This is a genomic window from Acinetobacter kookii (genome assembly GCF_900096895.1).
GTDB lineage: Bacteria > Pseudomonadota > Gammaproteobacteria > Pseudomonadales > Moraxellaceae > Acinetobacter > Acinetobacter kookii.
Genome location: NZ_FMYO01000001.1, coordinates 541760 through 557246, shown reverse-complemented (window position 1 = coordinate 557246; position 15487 = coordinate 541760). Strand labels below are relative to the sequence as shown.

At 44.4% G+C, this 15487-nt stretch carries 17 protein-coding genes; 15 read left to right on the top strand and 2 right to left on the bottom strand.

Annotated elements, in window-relative coordinates; all coding sequences use genetic code 11:
* Positions 1–34: 34 nt before the first annotated feature.
* The 4 genes from pabC to BLP85_RS02730 all read left to right on the top strand — a co-directional run bounded on the left by pabC (position 35) and on the right by BLP85_RS02730 (position 3001).
* Positions 35–847 carry an aminodeoxychorismate lyase gene (pabC, locus tag BLP85_RS02745; RefSeq protein WP_092818602.1) on the top strand — a complete coding sequence of 271 codons (813 nt, stop codon included), beginning with the start codon at positions 35–37 and terminating at the stop codon, positions 845–847.
* Between the two features lies 1 nt (position 848).
* Entirely contained in the window at positions 849–1895 is a 1047-nt protein-coding gene (mltG, locus tag BLP85_RS02740) for an endolytic transglycosylase MltG (RefSeq protein ID WP_092818601.1), read from the top strand.
* 9 nt (positions 1896–1904) lie between these two features.
* On the top strand, positions 1905–2510 hold the full coding sequence (gene tmk / locus BLP85_RS02735; RefSeq protein ID WP_092818600.1) for a dTMP kinase: 606 nt from the start codon (positions 1905–1907) through the stop codon (positions 2508–2510).
* A 74-nt stretch (positions 2511–2584) separates the two neighbouring features.
* The gene (locus BLP85_RS02730; RefSeq protein WP_092818599.1) at positions 2585–3001 is read left to right on the top strand and encodes a PaaI family thioesterase; all 417 of its coding nucleotides are present in this window, start codon (positions 2585–2587) and stop codon (positions 2999–3001) included.
* Between the two features lie 67 nt (positions 3002–3068).
* Here BLP85_RS02730 and nadB read toward each other — a convergent pair whose 3' ends face one another.
* On the bottom strand, positions 3069–4712 hold the full coding sequence (gene nadB / locus BLP85_RS02725; RefSeq protein WP_171259620.1) for an L-aspartate oxidase: 1644 nt from the start codon (positions 4710–4712) through the stop codon (positions 3069–3071).
* Positions 4713–4938: 226 nt separating this feature from the next.
* Between nadB and BLP85_RS02720 the strand changes: the two genes are divergently transcribed.
* From BLP85_RS02720 to miaE, 11 genes are all read left to right on the top strand, one after another.
* A complete protein-coding gene (locus BLP85_RS02720; protein WP_092818598.1) occupies positions 4939–6321 on the top strand; it encodes a Do family serine endopeptidase in 1383 nt (460 codons plus the stop codon).
* 141 nt (positions 6322–6462) lie between these two features.
* On the top strand, positions 6463–6924 hold the full coding sequence (locus BLP85_RS02715; protein ID WP_092818597.1) for an acyl-CoA thioesterase: 462 nt from the start codon (positions 6463–6465) through the stop codon (positions 6922–6924).
* A gap of 173 nt (positions 6925–7097) precedes the next feature.
* On the top strand, positions 7098–8915 hold the full coding sequence (lepA, locus tag BLP85_RS02710) for a translation elongation factor 4 (RefSeq protein ID WP_092818596.1): 1818 nt from the start codon (positions 7098–7100) through the stop codon (positions 8913–8915).
* Between the two features lie 24 nt (positions 8916–8939).
* On the top strand, positions 8940–9767 hold the full coding sequence (gene lepB, locus BLP85_RS02705; protein WP_092818595.1) for a signal peptidase I: 828 nt from the start codon (positions 8940–8942) through the stop codon (positions 9765–9767).
* A 20-nt stretch (positions 9768–9787) separates the two neighbouring features.
* Positions 9788–10162 carry a DUF4845 domain-containing protein gene (locus tag BLP85_RS02700; protein ID WP_092818594.1) on the top strand — a complete coding sequence of 125 codons (375 nt, stop codon included), beginning with the start codon at positions 9788–9790 and terminating at the stop codon, positions 10160–10162.
* Positions 10134–10832 (top strand): ribonuclease III, encoded by a 699-nt coding sequence (rnc, locus tag BLP85_RS02695; protein WP_092818593.1) that lies wholly within the window; start codon positions 10134–10136, stop codon positions 10830–10832. Before BLP85_RS02700 ends, rnc begins: the two co-directional genes overlap by 29 nt.
* A complete protein-coding gene (era, locus tag BLP85_RS02690) occupies positions 10832–11860 on the top strand; it encodes a GTPase Era (protein WP_092818592.1) in 1029 nt (342 codons plus the stop codon). Before rnc ends, era begins: the two co-directional genes overlap by 1 nt.
* Before the next feature lie 30 nt (positions 11861–11890).
* Positions 11891–12082 carry an NF038104 family lipoprotein gene (locus BLP85_RS02685; RefSeq protein ID WP_092818591.1) on the top strand — a complete coding sequence of 64 codons (192 nt, stop codon included), beginning with the start codon at positions 11891–11893 and terminating at the stop codon, positions 12080–12082.
* Between the two features lie 12 nt (positions 12083–12094).
* Positions 12095–12805: a DNA repair protein RecO gene (recO, locus tag BLP85_RS02680; RefSeq protein ID WP_092818590.1), complete on the top strand. Its 711-nt coding sequence runs from the start codon at positions 12095–12097 to the stop codon at positions 12803–12805.
* Positions 12806–12830: 25 nt separating this feature from the next.
* Positions 12831–13556 (top strand): pyridoxine 5'-phosphate synthase, encoded by a 726-nt coding sequence (gene pdxJ / locus BLP85_RS02675; protein WP_092818589.1) that lies wholly within the window; start codon positions 12831–12833, stop codon positions 13554–13556.
* Positions 13557–13574: 18 nt separating this feature from the next.
* A complete protein-coding gene (gene miaE, locus BLP85_RS02670; RefSeq protein ID WP_092818588.1) occupies positions 13575–14228 on the top strand; it encodes a tRNA-(ms[2]io[6]A)-hydroxylase in 654 nt (217 codons plus the stop codon).
* 144 nt (positions 14229–14372) lie between these two features.
* On the opposite strand, the gene lipA is transcribed toward miaE, so the two are convergent.
* Positions 14373–15386 (bottom strand): lipoyl synthase, encoded by a 1014-nt coding sequence (lipA, locus tag BLP85_RS02665; RefSeq protein WP_092818587.1) that lies wholly within the window; start codon positions 15384–15386, stop codon positions 14373–14375.
* Positions 15387–15487: the final 101 nt, after the last annotated feature.

Below are 15487 nucleotides of genomic sequence, written 5' to 3'. Positions count from 1 at the left end.
TTTAAACTAGGTCATCATTTGCAGGATATTTGTTATGCCATGTTTTAAGAATGCACGGGAAATAAATGAAGTGTCATTACAGGACCGTGCCTTTCATTACGGAGATGGCTGTTTCACTACAGCACGTGTTCGGCATGGCAAAATGGAACTCGAAAATTTGCATAAGTCGCGGTTACAGTTAAGTTGTGAGCGGCTGATGCTGCAGGCAGATTTAAGCTGCATTGAAAAAACTTTGGCTGTGTTGCAGCAGCAATTTTTGCAAGTCAATGGCACATTGAAAATCATCATCAGTCGCGGAGAGGGGCAGCGCGGCTATAGCCTGCCAGATCATCCGGCCGATGTCTGGGTGTTTTTTTATCCCCAAGCAGTGGATGATTTTCAGATAGAGAAAATTAAATCCGGGGTGCTACAACAGGCATTGGGCTTGAGCATGCCCAATCTGGTCGGCTTAAAAAGCCTGAACCGTCTGGAACAGGTCCTGTTGAAACATGAAGCCGATCAGCGCGGATGGAATGAAGCTTTGGTGACCGATGTACAAGGGACGGTTGTTGAAGGAGTAAGCAGTAATTGTTTCATTCGTTTAAACAATACATGGGTTACACCGGAACTTCGCTATAATGGCGTGCATGGGGTGATGCGGGCGGAAATTTTGTCCCGGATGCAGCAGCATGGCATTCAATGCGAACAGCGTTTTATCGATCTGGATGACATTGCAAAATTTGAAAGCCTGTTTTTCTGTAATGCCCTAAGTCCCATGAAAGTTGTGACTGAACTTAATCAACACGCCTTGAATGTTCAACCGTGTATTGAACTTTTTAATATCCTTCAATTAGATCAGATTCATTAATATGTCCAACCCAAAGAAAAAATCGAAAAAGAAAGCAACCCGCGTATTTCCATTCAAAGGCATTGTCGTTCTAATTGCAGGTTTTATGGTCCTGATTGGCGTAATCCTGGGGTCAAGCTTGTTCAGGTCCTATCCGGTGCAAGGTGAAAAGCAAATGCTGGCGATTGGAGACGGTGATAGTTATTCCAGCTTTATTGACCGTTTAGCCAAGGAAAATAAAGTCAGTTTTCCTGTCGTGTTGAAGCTTTATCAAAAAATCATGATTCATGACAGCATGAAAGCCGGTGTTTATGAAATTCACCAAGGCATGTCGGTACGTGAAGTTATGGAACTGGTCTCGAATGCTGAAAATGCACAGATGAACCGTATTCTGGTGATTGAAGGCACCACGTTTAAACAGCTGATTGAGCAGCTGAAAAAGGATGATCTGGTTACCAAGGATGTGATTAATCTGCCTCAGGATCAAATGCTAAAAGCCTTAAGTATTCCGTTTAATCATCCCGAAGGCCTGTTCGCGCCAGATACCTATTTCTTTGCCAAAGGGGAAAGCGATAAGAAAATTTTGACCGATTTATATAAACGCCAAATGAAGGCTTTGGATACGGCATGGGAAAACCGTGCCAGCGGCTTACCTTATAAGGATAAATATGAAGCGCTGATTATGGCTTCCATTGTGGAAAAAGAGACCAGCCTGGATCATGAGTTAAATCAGGTGTCGGGGGTGTTTGTCCGTCGTCTGCAACAAGGCATGCGTCTGCAAACCGATCCAACCGTAATTTATGGCATGGGCGACCGTTATAAGGGCAACATCACCCGTACCGATTTGCGCACGCCTACACCATATAATACCTATACCAACAATGGCTTACCGCCGACGCCGATTGCTTTGCCAAGTCAAAAAGCCATTGAAGCGGCTATGCACCCGGACAATTCCAACAATATTTATTTTGTGGCTACGGGCAATGGTGGGCATAAATTTAGCGCCAGTTTGGATGAGCATAATCGCGCTGTGCAAGAATATTTAACTGTCATACGTTCAAAAAATTAAGGAGTGGGGATGTTTATTAGTTTTGAAGGCACTGAAGGTGTCGGGAAAACCACACTCATTCGTAAAATCCACGAGCACTTGGTTCAGCAAGGTCAAGATGTCGTTCTCACACGTGAACCGGGTGGCACGCCGATGGCAGAACAAATCCGTTCCCTGTTGCTGTCAGTCAATCATGAAGAAAGCATGTCGAACGACACCGAACTGTTGTTAATGTATGCGGCACGTGCACAGCATTTACAGCAAGTCATTGTTCCTGCATTGGCGACAGGTAAAACAGTAATGTGCGACCGCTTTACCGATGCCAGTTTTGCCTATCAGTGTGCAGGGCGTGGCTTAAGCAAAGAAAAATTACAGTTATTGAATGCCAACTTTGTTTCACATATGCCTGATATCACTTTTTGGCTGGATGCGCCGACTGAACTGGGAATGTCGCGCGCGCGTGCACGGGGTGCACTGGACCGTTTTGAACAGGAAAAAGCGGCTTTTTTTGAGAAAGTACGTTCAGGCTATCAGGAGCTTTGGGAACGGCAGGGTGAACGGATTAAGCGTCTGGATGCCACCCAAACTCCAGAACAGGTATTTCACCAGGCACTTGCATGTTTGCAATCGGTGTAGCCATTCTCTGCGATTGGGTTTAAATGAAAAATCTTCTATAGTGGGCAATATTATGGGAGATTTTTTTATCAACAATGAAAAGTAATAAAGCCGAAATTATTGATTTTTTGCAACGCGAGTTTCCGCAAAGCCTGCAAAAATGCGAAATAGAAACCATCACTGAAAAAGGCGCATCCATTATTTATCATGTGGGAAGTGCAGATTTAAGACCTGGAGGAACGGTGTCTGGCCCAACCATGATGACTGCTGCCGATTATGCGCTTTATATTGCGATACTCGGGGAAATCGGGATTGTGGCATTGGCTGTCACGACCAACTTATCGGTTAATTTTTTAAGAAAACCCACCGCAGCACAGGATATTCGTGCAGTTTGCCAATTAATGAAAGTGGGTAAAGCCCTCATTGTCGGGGATGTATGGTTATATTCCATTGATCTGGATGAACCGATTGCCCACGCGGTAGGTACTTATTCCATCCCACCCCGGCAATAAATAGACATCATGCAGATTGAAAAAGACCGAACAAAATGTTCGGTCTTTTTATTTAGGCTACACGGATTTAAGCATCCACATTGACCAACGGGGTTTCCACCTTAAAGTTTGGTGGAGTCAGTACCGTTTTACGCAGTTCAGGTCCAAGCTCCGGATAATCCAGGGTGTAGTGCAAACCGCGTGATTCCTTGCGTTCCATGGCACACCGCACAATCATCTCTGAAACCAGTACCAGGTTACGCAGTTCAATCAGGTTTTTGCTGACCTGGTAATCCTGATAATATTCAGTGATTTCACGCTTCAACATTTCAATACGATGTAAGGCACGTTGCAGGCGTTTGGTGGTCCGTACAATGCCGACATAGTTCCACATGGTCTGACGCAGTTCATCCCAGTTTTGCAGAATAACGACATCTTCATCTGGATTCATCACTTGGGAATCATCCCAGGCAGGGATAGCGGGTGAAACATAATCCGGATTGAACAGGCTTTCTATATGTTTTGCTGCGCTCATGCCATACACAAAACATTCTAAAAGTGAGTTACTGGCCATTCGGTTAGCACCATGCAAGCCGGTATAAGAAGTTTCACCAATGGCATATAAACCTTCGATGTCGGTCTGGCTATTTTCATCAACCACCACGCCGCCACAGGTATAGTGGGCTGCAGGAACCACTGGAATCATGTCCTTGGTAATGTCGATTCCTAATTCAAGTAAACGTGCATACAGGGTCGGGAAGTGCTCTTTAATAAACGCTTCATCTTTATGGCTAATGTCCAGCCAGACATGACGGATACCCAAACGCTTAATTTCATAGTCAATGGCACGTGCCACGATATCACGCGGTGCCAGTTCCGCACGTTCGTCAAAACGCAGCATGAAACGTTCACCGTCAGGCAAGCGTAAATAAGCCCCTTCACCGCGCATGGCTTCGGTAATTAAAAAAGAACGTGCTTGCGGATGATACAGGCAGGTTGGATGGAACTGGTTGAATTCCATGTTGGCAACCCGGCATCCGGCACGATAGGCCATGGCAATGCCATCACCGGTCGCAATATCCGGATTAGAAGTATACAGATAGGCTTTCATCGCCCCGCCACACGCCAAGGCTGTAGAGGGTGCCAAGAAAGTATGGACTTTTTCAGTCTTTTCATCGAGTGCGTATAAGCCCAGGGCACGATTACTTTGATCTTTCAGGCCGAGTTTTTTTGAAGTAATTAAATCAATGGCAATATAATTTTCAAAAATAGTGATGTTTTGCTTTTCACGGGCACGTTGCACCAAAGTGGTTGAAATGGCACGACCGGTCGCATCTGCGGCATGGATAATACGGCGCTGTGAATGACCACCTTCACGGGTTAAATGCAGCTGTTCCTGTTCATCTAAGGTAAATTGCACGCCATGTTTTAACAGGAAATCGACCGAAGGTTTGCCGCCTTCTACAGTCTGCTTGACGGCTGCACGTTCGCATAACTGCGCACCTGCAATCATGGTGTCATCAATATGTTGTGCAATGGAGTCGGTTTCATCTAAAACCGCAGCAACGCCGCCTTGCGCATAAAAAGTACTGGCTTCGGTGAGTGTCGATTTGGCCAAAACAGCAATATTGAAATGATCGGGTAATGATAAGGCCAGACTCAAACCTGCGCCACCACTGCCCACAATGATCACGTCAAAATGATGTGTTGTATTTAAATTAGACATGTCCATCAGCTAATTTGAAAAAAGTTTGCTAATAACACCCCTTTTTTACTCAAAAAACAAGACCTAATATGCTAATGTATGATGAGAAAAAGTAATAAGGCAACAAACTTTTAAGAAAGATTTAAGCTGTTGTTTATACAAATATAATCCAACATATTATTACTCAAGACAGGCATATTTTGTGCTAAATACTGTTTACGCATACTTATAATGAATGGAGTGAATGCTTTACATGAACAATCGCTATATACAAAAAGGAATGTATGCTGCTGTATTCACCATGGCAGCAATGCAAACACAAGCAGCTTCTTCGGTAGACTTTTCCAATCTGGTTGAACAGGTCAGCCCTGCTGTAGTGAGTGTCAATGTCGTAAAAAAAATGACTCAGGAAGAGCTGATCCAACAGCAAATCCCTGAAATTTTAAAACGCTTTTTTGGCAATCAGGTGATTGTTCCGCAGCAACAGGCTCAGCAAGAGAAAACCGCTTACGGCAGCGCATTCTTTATCAGTAAGGATGGTTATCTGTTAACCAATCATCATGTGGTTGAAGATGCATCTAAAGTGACCATTATGTTTAATGACCGCCGTGAAATTGATGCCACCGTGGTCGGAAGTGATGCCCGTACCGATGTGGCATTGCTCAAAGTCAATGGTTCCAATTTCCCTGAATTGCGTACCGGAAATGTAGACCGGCTCAAAGTCGGTGAGCCAGTACTGGCGATTGGTTCACCTTTTGGTTTTGACTATTCTGCATCTGCCGGAATTGTCAGTGCGAAAATGCGTAACATGATGGGGGAAACCTCGGTGCCTTTTATTCAAACCGATGTAGCCTTGAATCCGGGTAACTCAGGCGGTCCCCTGTTTAACCAGAATGGTGAAGTGGTGGGAGTGAACTCGCGTATCTTCAGCGGTACCGGCGGATATATGGGGCTGTCATTTTCCATCCCGATTGATGTGGCGATGGATGTGGCAGAGCAACTGAAAAAGAATGGCAAGGTCACTCGCTCATATCTGGGGGTGATGTTGCAGGATATCGATCGCAACCTTGCAGAATCTTATAACCTGTCCAAACCTGAAGGTTCACTGGTAACCCAGGTCGCACCGAACTCTCCGGCAGCTAAAGCTGGCTTTAAGGCGGGTGATGTGATCCTGAAATATAATGGCTTGCCTATTTCCAGAACCTCTGATTTGCTTAATTACTTAAACCGGACTTCACCGAATCAAAATATTCAATTGCAAGTTTTGCGGGATGATAAGACCCGTAATATCTCGGCAACATTGACGACTGCACCGGACGACACGCCGGCACCGGTGGAACAGGCAGCCCAAAATAAAGGTCCTGTTTTGGGGGTGACGATTCGTAACTTGACGGCCAGTGAACAATCCCAACTGAATCTTAAAGGCGGTATTCTGATTCAAGAAGTCAAACGGGGAGGAATCGCTTCACAATCCCGTATCGCTGCAGGAGATATCATTACTCAAATCAATAATAAAACCATTTTGAATAGTAATGACTTCATTAAGGCAGTATCCGAATTGAAAAAAGGTTCAATTGCACGGGTTTCCATTATCCGTCAGGATCAACGCGCAATTCTAGGCATGCGGATTGAATAGCATAAATCAATCTATTCAACAGAAAACCACTCTACAGCTGAGTGGTTTTTTTATATTTTGCAATTTTACTGCAAGGCAAAATTACGTAGACTGTCTGGCCTTGAAGGTCATTTTTGCATAGCGTAAGGATCAGTAAAATAAATGAGCACAGTTTTTGATTTGGAAATCACCGTTCAAGCAAAAGATATTGACAGTCTGGGGCACGTGAATAACGTGGTGTATATGCACTGGATGCAGGATGTTGCTACTGCACATATTGATGCGCTGGGCTTGGGCTTGCGTGAGTACCTGGAACTGAAGCATGCCATGGTTGCAGTAGAGCACCATGTGCAATACCGTAAAGCGGCATTTGAAGGCGAAAAGATTATCTTGCGTACCTGGCTGGATGATATCAATGCCTTGTATTCTTTCCGGCAATATGTGTTTTATCGTCCCCAGGACCAAAGCGTTTTATTTATGGGGAATACCAAATGGGCGTGTGTGGAAATTGCCACAGGTCGGCCAAAACGCATGTCTCCCACTTTTAGCCAAGCCTACCAGCCGATATCGGAACACGTGAATCCACTGAATTTTAGCCAGTATGATGTAACGGCTTCAAACTGAGTGCATGAGTGCAATCCGGTTTTATTTTGAAAATAATAGTCAAAGCGAAAAACGAACTCATTATTTAGGATACATTGAAAAATCCATCTGCTATAATCCTACGCAATTTCTATTCAGCTTTTGCCATGCATTAACTATTGTTTGCATGGCGTGTTTTTTTCTCAAGGTAGCCCATGGCGCAAGCTAAAAAATCTGTTGATATTAAAAACATTCGTAACTTCTCGATTATTGCGCATATCGATCATGGTAAATCGACACTGGCGGATCGCTTTATTCAAACCTGTGGCGGTTTGCAAGATCGCGAAATGCAGGCTCAGGTTCTGGATTCTATGGAATTGGAACGTGAGCGCGGTATTACCATTAAAGCGGCATCCGTGACCCTGTACTATACCCATCCGAACGGTCAGGAATACCAATTAAACTTTATTGACACCCCAGGACACGTAGACTTTTCATACGAAGTATCACGTTCGCTTGCGGCATGTGAAGGTGCACTTCTGGTTGTCGATGCTGCGCAGGGCGTTGAAGCTCAGTCTGTGGCGAACTGCTATACCGCGATTGAACAGGGACTTGAAGTACTCCCTGTACTCAACAAGATTGACTTGCCGCAGGCTGAACCTGAACGTGTGATTCAGGAAATTGAAGACATCATCGGAATTGAAGCGACAGAGGCACCGACCTGTTCAGCGAAAACAGGTCTCGGTATTGAAGGTGTGCTTGAAACGCTGGTCAATGTTATTCCCGCACCTACAGGTGATCGCGAAGCACCGCTACAAGCCTTGATTATTGACTCATGGTTCGATAATTACCTCGGTGTGGTGTCTTTGGTGCGTATCAAACAGGGGCGTGTGCGTAAGGGCGATAAAATGTTGATTAAATCAACAGGCCAATCGCACATCATTACCTCAGTCGGTATCTTCAATCCTAAACATACCGAAACCGGCATTTTAGAAGCCGGAGAAGTGGGTTTTATCATTGCCGGGATTAAAGATATTTTTGGTGCGCCAGTCGGCGATACCATCACGCTTGCAGCAACGCCAGAAGTACCGACTTTACCGGGTTTCAAAAAGGTTAAACCGCAGGTTTATGCGGGTCTTTTCCCGATCGACTCAAGTGATTTTGAACCGTTCCGTGAAGCGCTGCATAAACTGCAAATCAATGACTCGGCATTATTCTTTGAACCTGAAAGTTCAGATGCCTTAGGTTTTGGTTTCCGCTGTGGCTTCCTCGGCATGTTGCACATGGAAATCGTACAGGAACGTCTAGAGCGTGAGTACGATCTTGACCTCATTTCTTCTGCGCCAACCGTAATTTACGAAGCCGTGATGAAGAATGGTGAAACGATCTATATCGACAGTCCATCAAAAATGCCGGATGGTTCGACGGTAGAAGATTTGCGTGAACCGATTGCAGAGTGTCATATTCTGGTACCACAAGAATACCTGGGTAACGTGATGACCTTATGCGTGGAACGCCGTGGTGTACAAAAAGACATGAAGTTCATGGCTAATCAGGTTTCGATTACCTTTGAAATTCCGATGGCAGAAGTGGTCATGGATTTCTTTGATAAATTGAAATCATGTTCACGTGGTTTTGCATCTTTAGACTACAACTTTATCCGTTTTGAAAGTTCATCGCTGGTGAAAGTGGATGTGCTCATTAATGGTGAGAAAGTCGATGCTTTAGCGATGATCTGTCACCGTCAGGATGCACGTCACCGTGGTATTGCACTGGTTGAAAAAATGAAAGATCTGATTCCGCGTCAAATGTTTGATGTTGCGATTCAGGCCGCGATTGGTGCGCAAATCATTGCCCGTTCTACCGTAAAAGCCATGCGTAAAAACGTACTGGCCAAATGTTATGGTGGTGACGTATCACGTAAGAAAAAACTTCTTGCCAAGCAGAAAGAAGGTAAGAAACGTATGAAGCAGGTGGGTAGTGTTGAAATCCCGCAGGAAGCGTTCCTTGCTGTGTTGAAAGTAGAAAGATAATAAATAATAGAGGTTATATCGCTCATGGATTTTGATTTTAATTTAATCCTTGTACCCGTCACACTGATTTTCTTTTTGGTGTGGCTACTCGATAAATTTGTCTTTAAACAAAGACAAACACGGGGCAAGGGGAATGAAAATTTCATCATCACATGGGCATATGATTTCTGGCCAGTACTGGCCGTCGTGCTGGTGCTGCGTTCATTCCTGTATGAGCCATTTAACATTCCGTCCGATTCTATGGTTCCGACCTTGGAAACGGGTGATTTTATTCTGGTCAACAAGTTTAACTACGGTGTACGTCTACCGATTGTCAATACCAAGGTAATTGATGTCGGTGAACCGGAACGTGGCGATGTGATTGTATTCCGTTATCCGCCACAACCGACCATCAGTTATATCAAACGTGTGGTGGGTTTGCCGGGAGATCATATCGTCTATGACCATGGCCAGCTCATTATCAATGGACAAAAAGTGGCGAAAGTTCCTGTAGAATTTAGCCGTGAAAAAGATATTCTCGATACACCAGAATCCATTTACCATCAGGAAACGCTCGGTAAACATACCTTCAAGATGCGTGAGCTTGAAGGGGTAAATGTTGCCCGTCAGGCACCCTTTATCAACTATGTTGAAAATGGTAAATATTCATCTGAAAATGGTTTATATTGGGAAGTAAAAGTACCTGAAGGTCACTACTTCGCGATGGGGGATAACCGCGATCAAAGTGCTGACAGTCGTTTTTGGGGCTTTGTACCAGAAGAAAACCTCACAGGTCGTGCATTCTATAAATGGATGCATAAAGAACCTGGATTTAAATTACCGTCGTTTAACCGCAACGGTATTATTGATTAAGCATGATTGGAAAATAACAAATGCGTAAAAATCAACAAGGGGCATCCTATATTGCAATTTTAATTGCAGTGATTGGTTTCGCTTTTTTAGTGAAAATTGCCATTGCTGTTTGGGGACCGTATGTCGATGATCGTTTGATCGATACCCAGATTACGGAATTAATGCAAGACAGTCCGGCAAATACATCGCCTGAAAAATTTGCTCAGCAAATGTCACAGCGTTTAGATATGAATGGCGTGCGTGATATCAATTTTAAAGATATTGCACAGGTGACCAATATTGATGGGCTACAAGTGAAAAAAGATTATGAGATAAGAAAGCCTTTCTTGCTCAATATAGATTTAGTGTTAAAGTTCGAGAAAAGTTTTGATCAAAGGTCAGTCCAAACTAAGTGATATGCGCTTAGTCCACCGTATCGGTTATCAGTTCAAACAGCCTGAATTATTGCAGCTTGCACTGACCCACCGATCGGTTAGTCATAAAACTAACTATGAGCGCCTGGAATTTCTCGGCGATTCATTGTTAGGGATGATCATTGCCCATTATTTGTATCAAGCCTACCCGCATGAAAATGAAGGGCGTTTAACGCGTATGCGTGCCACACTGGTTCGTCAGGAAGCATTAGGCAAAATTGCAAACGATTTGAAACTCGGCCCATGTTTAATTCTGAGCACGGGTGAGTTGAAATCGGGTGGACATCATCGGGAATCTATTCTTGCTGATACTGTAGAAGCGATTATTGGTGCAATTTATGTCGATTGTCATGATCTGAAGGTCTTACAAGACATCGTATTGAAATGGTACGCGCCATATTTGGACCATATTGAGCCTACAGACCAACTCAAAGATCCTAAATCACGCTTACAGGAATATTTGCAGGCACGTAAAAAGCCTCTCCCTGTTTATGATGTTGTAGATATTCAAGGTGATGCTCCCAATCAGCATTTCAAGGTGGAATGTACCATTGAGGGCTTGCCTGTATTGTATGGTGAGGGTTCAAGTCGTCGCTTTGCCGAGCAGGCAGTTGCGGCAGATATCTTAAAACAATTGGAGCAAAAGTCTTAATGACTACTCATTCCGATCACATCGATGCTGATCACGAGCCGCAAGACAGTGGCAATGATTTAATTAATCAATTCTTCAGTTCGCAAGGAACCACGATTCCTTCGGACTTTAAAAGTGGCTTTGTTGCAATTGTAGGACGCCCGAATGTGGGTAAATCTACATTGATGAACCATTTGCTGGGTCAAAAGCTCTCTATAACTTCACGTAAACCGCAAACCACACGTCATAAAATTGTCGGGATTGATAGCCGTGAAAAATCTCAGGCAGTTTTTGTGGATACGCCGGGGATGCACAAGAAAGAAGTACGTGCCATCAATAAAATGATGAACCGTGCCGCTCATTCGGCACTACGAGATGTGAACCTGGTGCTGTTTGTGGTGGATGCGCAAAAATGGACCCAGAACGATGAGCTGGTGCTGGAAAAGCTGAAAAATGCAGAAATGCCGGTGATTCTGGTGATCAATAAGCTGGATACTTTTGAAAACAAGAATCAGGCATTACCCTTGATTCAGGAACGTGCAAAATTGATGAACTTTGCCGAGATCGTACCTGTATCAGCCTTACGTGGTGCCAACCTTGAGCATTTGCGGAATACCATTGAAAAGTATTTGCCATTTCAGCCGCCGCTTTATTCACTGGATCAGATTACGGACCGTTCAGAACGTTTCCTTGCTTCGGAAGTGATTCGTGAAAAAATCATGCGTCAACTGGGTGAAGAACTGCCGTATGATTTGACCGTGCAAATTGAGTCTTTCAAGACTGAGGAAGCCACCATCAATCCGAAAACTGGCCGTCCAAAAGCGGCATGTACCTATATTGATGCCACCATTTTTGTCGATCGCCCTGGTCAAAAGGCTATCGTGATTGGTGAAAAAGGTTCAAAATTGAAGAAAATTGGTATGGATGCCCGTACCGACATGGAAAAAATGTTTGAACAGAAAATCATGCTGACTCTTTGGGTGAAAGTCAAAGGTGGCTGGTCTGATGATGAACGTGCACTGAAAAGCTTGGGTTATAGTGATATCTAAAATCTAGGTTTGACTTTGAAAGGAACTGTAATGATTAGAGTACTGACTGTTGTAGCATGTGTAGTGTTCCTGCAAGGCTGTATTCACAAGATTGTTACAGTTCCGGTAAAAGTGGCGTATAAAACCACCAAAGGCGTGGTGAAAGGTACAGCAGCTGTGGTGGGTGCTGTCATTCCGGATGGAGAGGATGAAGATTCTGATCCGGAAAAGAAAAAGGATTAGACTTCATTCTTTATGCGCAATGAAACCTTGCATGGCTATTTAATCCATCATCGTAAATACCGTGAGCGCAGCCATATTGTGCATCTGTTTACCCAGGAGCATGGACGCGTGGATGGAATTTTAAGGCAAACACCGCCACCGCAATACCAGCCGATCTGTTTACAGGCTTCCGGTAAATCTGAGCTTAAAAATTTTACCAAACTGGAAATTGTCAATCAGCCCATTTTCTTTTTTGGCGATGCCTTCTTTTCCGGTTTTTATCTGAATGAAATTATCCTGCGCTTGTGCCCGGTTGAAGTGGAAATGCCGCAAAGCTTTGTGCAGTATCATCAGACCTTGCAGCAATTGCAAAAGCTGGCACAGCAGGAGCATCCGGATCTTTTCTTAAGACAAATTTTACGTCAGTTCGAACATGCACTTTTGGAAGAACTGGGCTATGCACTTGATTTTACGGTGGATGCACAGCAACATAAAATTCAGGAATCACAATCTTATCTGTTTCAGCTCAATGATGGCTTTATTCCTACAGTGCAACAGTCACGTTCGACTTTATCTGGACAGCAGATTCTTTCGATGCGTGATTATGAAAAAGGTAGGGATTTCAATCATGAGCAGTTACAATTATTGACTAAGCTTTATCGGCAGATTATCACCGCTCTTTTGGGCGACCGACCGCTGAAAAGCCGTCAATTGTGGATTCAAAATACTCAATCTCAATCTTAATTTTAAACATGGTTAGGAAATTGTTATGGCTGCATTGCTTGGTGTAAATATTGACCATGTGGCGACTTTGCGACAGGCGCGCGGAACCACTTATCCAGATCCAGTGAATGCTGCTTTAATTTGCGAACAGGCAGGAGCGGAGGGGATTACCCTGCATTTGCGTGAAGACCGTCGTCACATTCAGGATGATGATGTACGCCGTATGCGTCCGGTGCTAAAAACCCATATGAACCTGGAAATGGCAGTCACGCCTGAGATGGTGGAGTTTGCCAAGGAAATTCAGCCGCATCATGTGTGCTTCGTGCCTGAAAAGCGCCAGGAAGTCACCACTGAAGGTGGCCTGGATGTAGTGGGGCATTTTGAAGAGGTTAAAGCCGCGACTCAAGCCTTGTCTGCCATTGGCTGTGAAGTGTCTTTATTTATTGATGCCGACTTTGAGCAGATTGACGCAGCCGTGGCTTGCGGTGCGCCCACCATCGAGTTGCATACAGGTGCCTATGCCGATGCTGAAACCGCTGAAGCTCAGCAGCATGAACTTGAGCGTATTGTCAAAGGTGCGGAATATGCTGCATCTAAAGGTCTGATCGTGAATGCAGGACATGGTCTGAACCTGGACAATGTCACGCCAATTGCTGCAATTCCACACATTCATGAGCTTAATATCGGTCATTCCATTATCGCCGATGCAGTCTTTGTCGGTTTGGCGCAAGCTGTTCAACAAATGAAAGCTGTGATTAAAGCAGCACGTTAAGATTTAAGTTTAAAAGTTATGTCGATAACCCATTATGATGATCTCATGAAACCTGTGATTGGCTTCCTGGGATGTGAAACGCCAAAAGCCTGGCTAGATGAAGCAGTGAATAACCTGGAATTGCTCATGCAGGATCATGCCAATTGTGAGAAAAAAGCCGCTGGAACAGCCATGAACCTGATGTTCCGTTACAGCTTTTTTACCGATTTGCAGGTCAAGCTGGCACAACTGGTACGCGAAGAGATGCTGCATTATGAGCAGGTGCTGGAATTCATGTCGAAACGCGGACAGGAATGGAAAGCAGTGAGTGCCGGTCGTTATGCAGGGATCTTGCGCAAGGAAATTCGCACCTATGAGCCTGAAGCACTAATTGACGTGCTGATTATTGGTGCCTTTGTGGAAGCACGTTCCTGCGAGCGTTTTTATGCGCTTGCACCACTGGTTGATGAAGAGTTAGGACGTTATTACCGTTACCTACTCAAGTCTGAATCACGCCATTATGAAGATTATCTGGCACTGGCTTTAGATGTTGCCAAAACGTCTAAAATGAAAGATCCGGAAGAAGATATTCAGGGACGTATCGAACATATCCGTGAAGTGGAAAAGAATTTAATCCTCTCTGAAGATGATACTTTCCGTTTCCATAGTGGTGTACCACATCAAGCTGCTTAAATACTTTTGATTTCACAAATCCTTTATTCAAATAGGGAATTTTGTATGTCTCAGTTTTATCTTTTTTAGTCGGAAATAAAAATGCCAATCTAAACTTATTAGATTGGCATTTGTTGAACCGCCTGGTTTCAGGCTGATTTTCAATTAAGCTTCAATGGTCTGAACCGCAATTTTTTTCGCAGGGTCAGCTTTACGGCGTACGGCTGGAACCGGTTCACCATAATATTGACGGTCGGCAAAGTAACTTGAGCGAACCATCGGGGCTGCCCAGATATTCTTGAATCCGAGTTTTTGACCATGGGCTGTGTAGCGCTCAAATTCTTCTGGAGTCACGAAACGGTCAATCGGTGCATGTTCTTTAGAAGGCTGTAAATACTGACCAATAGTCACGTAATCGACATCATGGGCTTTTAAGTCATCCAGCAGGGCAATCACTTCTTCTTCAGTTTCACCAATACCGACCATCAGTCCACATTTGGTTGGAACATCCGGGCAGTATTCCTTGAACATTTTCAGCAGGTTTAAAGAATGCTGATAGTCTGAACCCGGACGCATCGCTTTATACAGGCGTGGTACGGTTTCAATATTGTGGTTAAATACGTCCGGTGGACACTCGGTCATGATGCGAAGCGCTACGTCCATACGACCACGGAAATCCGGAACCAGAATTTCCAATAAGGTATTTGGGCTCAAGCTGCGGGCTTCTTTAATGCAGTCCACGAAATGCTGTGCACCGCCATCTCTGAGATCATCACGGTCAACCGAAGTAATCACGGCATATTTTAAGCCTAGGTTGGCAATGGTTTCGGCCATATGACGCGGTTCGTCCGGGTCCAGTGCGTTTGGACGACCATGTGCCACGTCGCAGAACGGACAGCGACGGGTACAGATATCACCCATGATCATAAAGGTTGCGGTACCGCCACCAAAACATTCTGGCAGGTTCGGGCAAGCGGCTTCTTCACACACTGTATGCAGTTTTTGTGCACGCAAGGTGGTTTTAATGCGTTGAACTTCATCTGGTGCCGCCATTTTCACGCGAATCCAGTCCGGTTTGCGTGGCGTTTCAACCGTAGGTACAACTTTTACAGGAATACGAGCGACTTTCTCTGCGCCACGAAGTTTGACACCCTGTTCAGGTTTACGGTTTTCAGACATATTCAACTTTTCCACTGTTTTTTGACGGGGGAGATACTAGATATATTAGGTCTCTCATTATAACGGACTTGAATCTAAATGGGGTAAAAAGGATATTCATT

Coding starts and splice junctions, on each gene's coding strand:
- mltG (WP_092818601.1), top strand. CDS start 849: ATGTCCAACCCAAAGAAAAAATCGAAAAAGAAAGCAACCCGCGTATTT.
- BLP85_RS02730 (WP_092818599.1), top strand. CDS start 2,585: ATGAAAAGTAATAAAGCCGAAATTATTGATTTTTTGCAACGCGAGTTT.
- BLP85_RS02700 (WP_092818594.1), top strand. CDS start 9,788: ATGCGTAAAAATCAACAAGGGGCATCCTATATTGCAATTTTAATTGCA.
- lepA (WP_092818596.1), top strand. CDS start 7,098: ATGGCGCAAGCTAAAAAATCTGTTGATATTAAAAACATTCGTAACTTC.
- pabC (WP_092818602.1), top strand. CDS start 35: ATGCCATGTTTTAAGAATGCACGGGAAATAAATGAAGTGTCATTACAG.
- lipA (WP_092818587.1), bottom strand. CDS start 15,386: ATGTCTGAAAACCGTAAACCTGAACAGGGTGTCAAACTTCGTGGCGCA.
- pdxJ (WP_092818589.1), top strand. CDS start 12,831: ATGGCTGCATTGCTTGGTGTAAATATTGACCATGTGGCGACTTTGCGA.
- BLP85_RS02720 (WP_092818598.1), top strand. CDS start 4,939: ATGAACAATCGCTATATACAAAAAGGAATGTATGCTGCTGTATTCACC.
- nadB (WP_171259620.1), bottom strand. CDS start 4,712: ATGGACATGTCTAATTTAAATACAACACATCATTTTGACGTGATCATT.
- lepB (WP_092818595.1), top strand. CDS start 8,940: ATGGATTTTGATTTTAATTTAATCCTTGTACCCGTCACACTGATTTTC.
- miaE (WP_092818588.1), top strand. CDS start 13,575: ATGTCGATAACCCATTATGATGATCTCATGAAACCTGTGATTGGCTTC.
- BLP85_RS02715 (WP_092818597.1), top strand. CDS start 6,463: ATGAGCACAGTTTTTGATTTGGAAATCACCGTTCAAGCAAAAGATATT.
- recO (WP_092818590.1), top strand. CDS start 12,095: ATGCGCAATGAAACCTTGCATGGCTATTTAATCCATCATCGTAAATAC.
- BLP85_RS02685 (WP_092818591.1), top strand. CDS start 11,891: ATGATTAGAGTACTGACTGTTGTAGCATGTGTAGTGTTCCTGCAAGGC.
- era (WP_092818592.1), top strand. CDS start 10,832: ATGACTACTCATTCCGATCACATCGATGCTGATCACGAGCCGCAAGAC.
- tmk (WP_092818600.1), top strand. CDS start 1,905: ATGTTTATTAGTTTTGAAGGCACTGAAGGTGTCGGGAAAACCACACTC.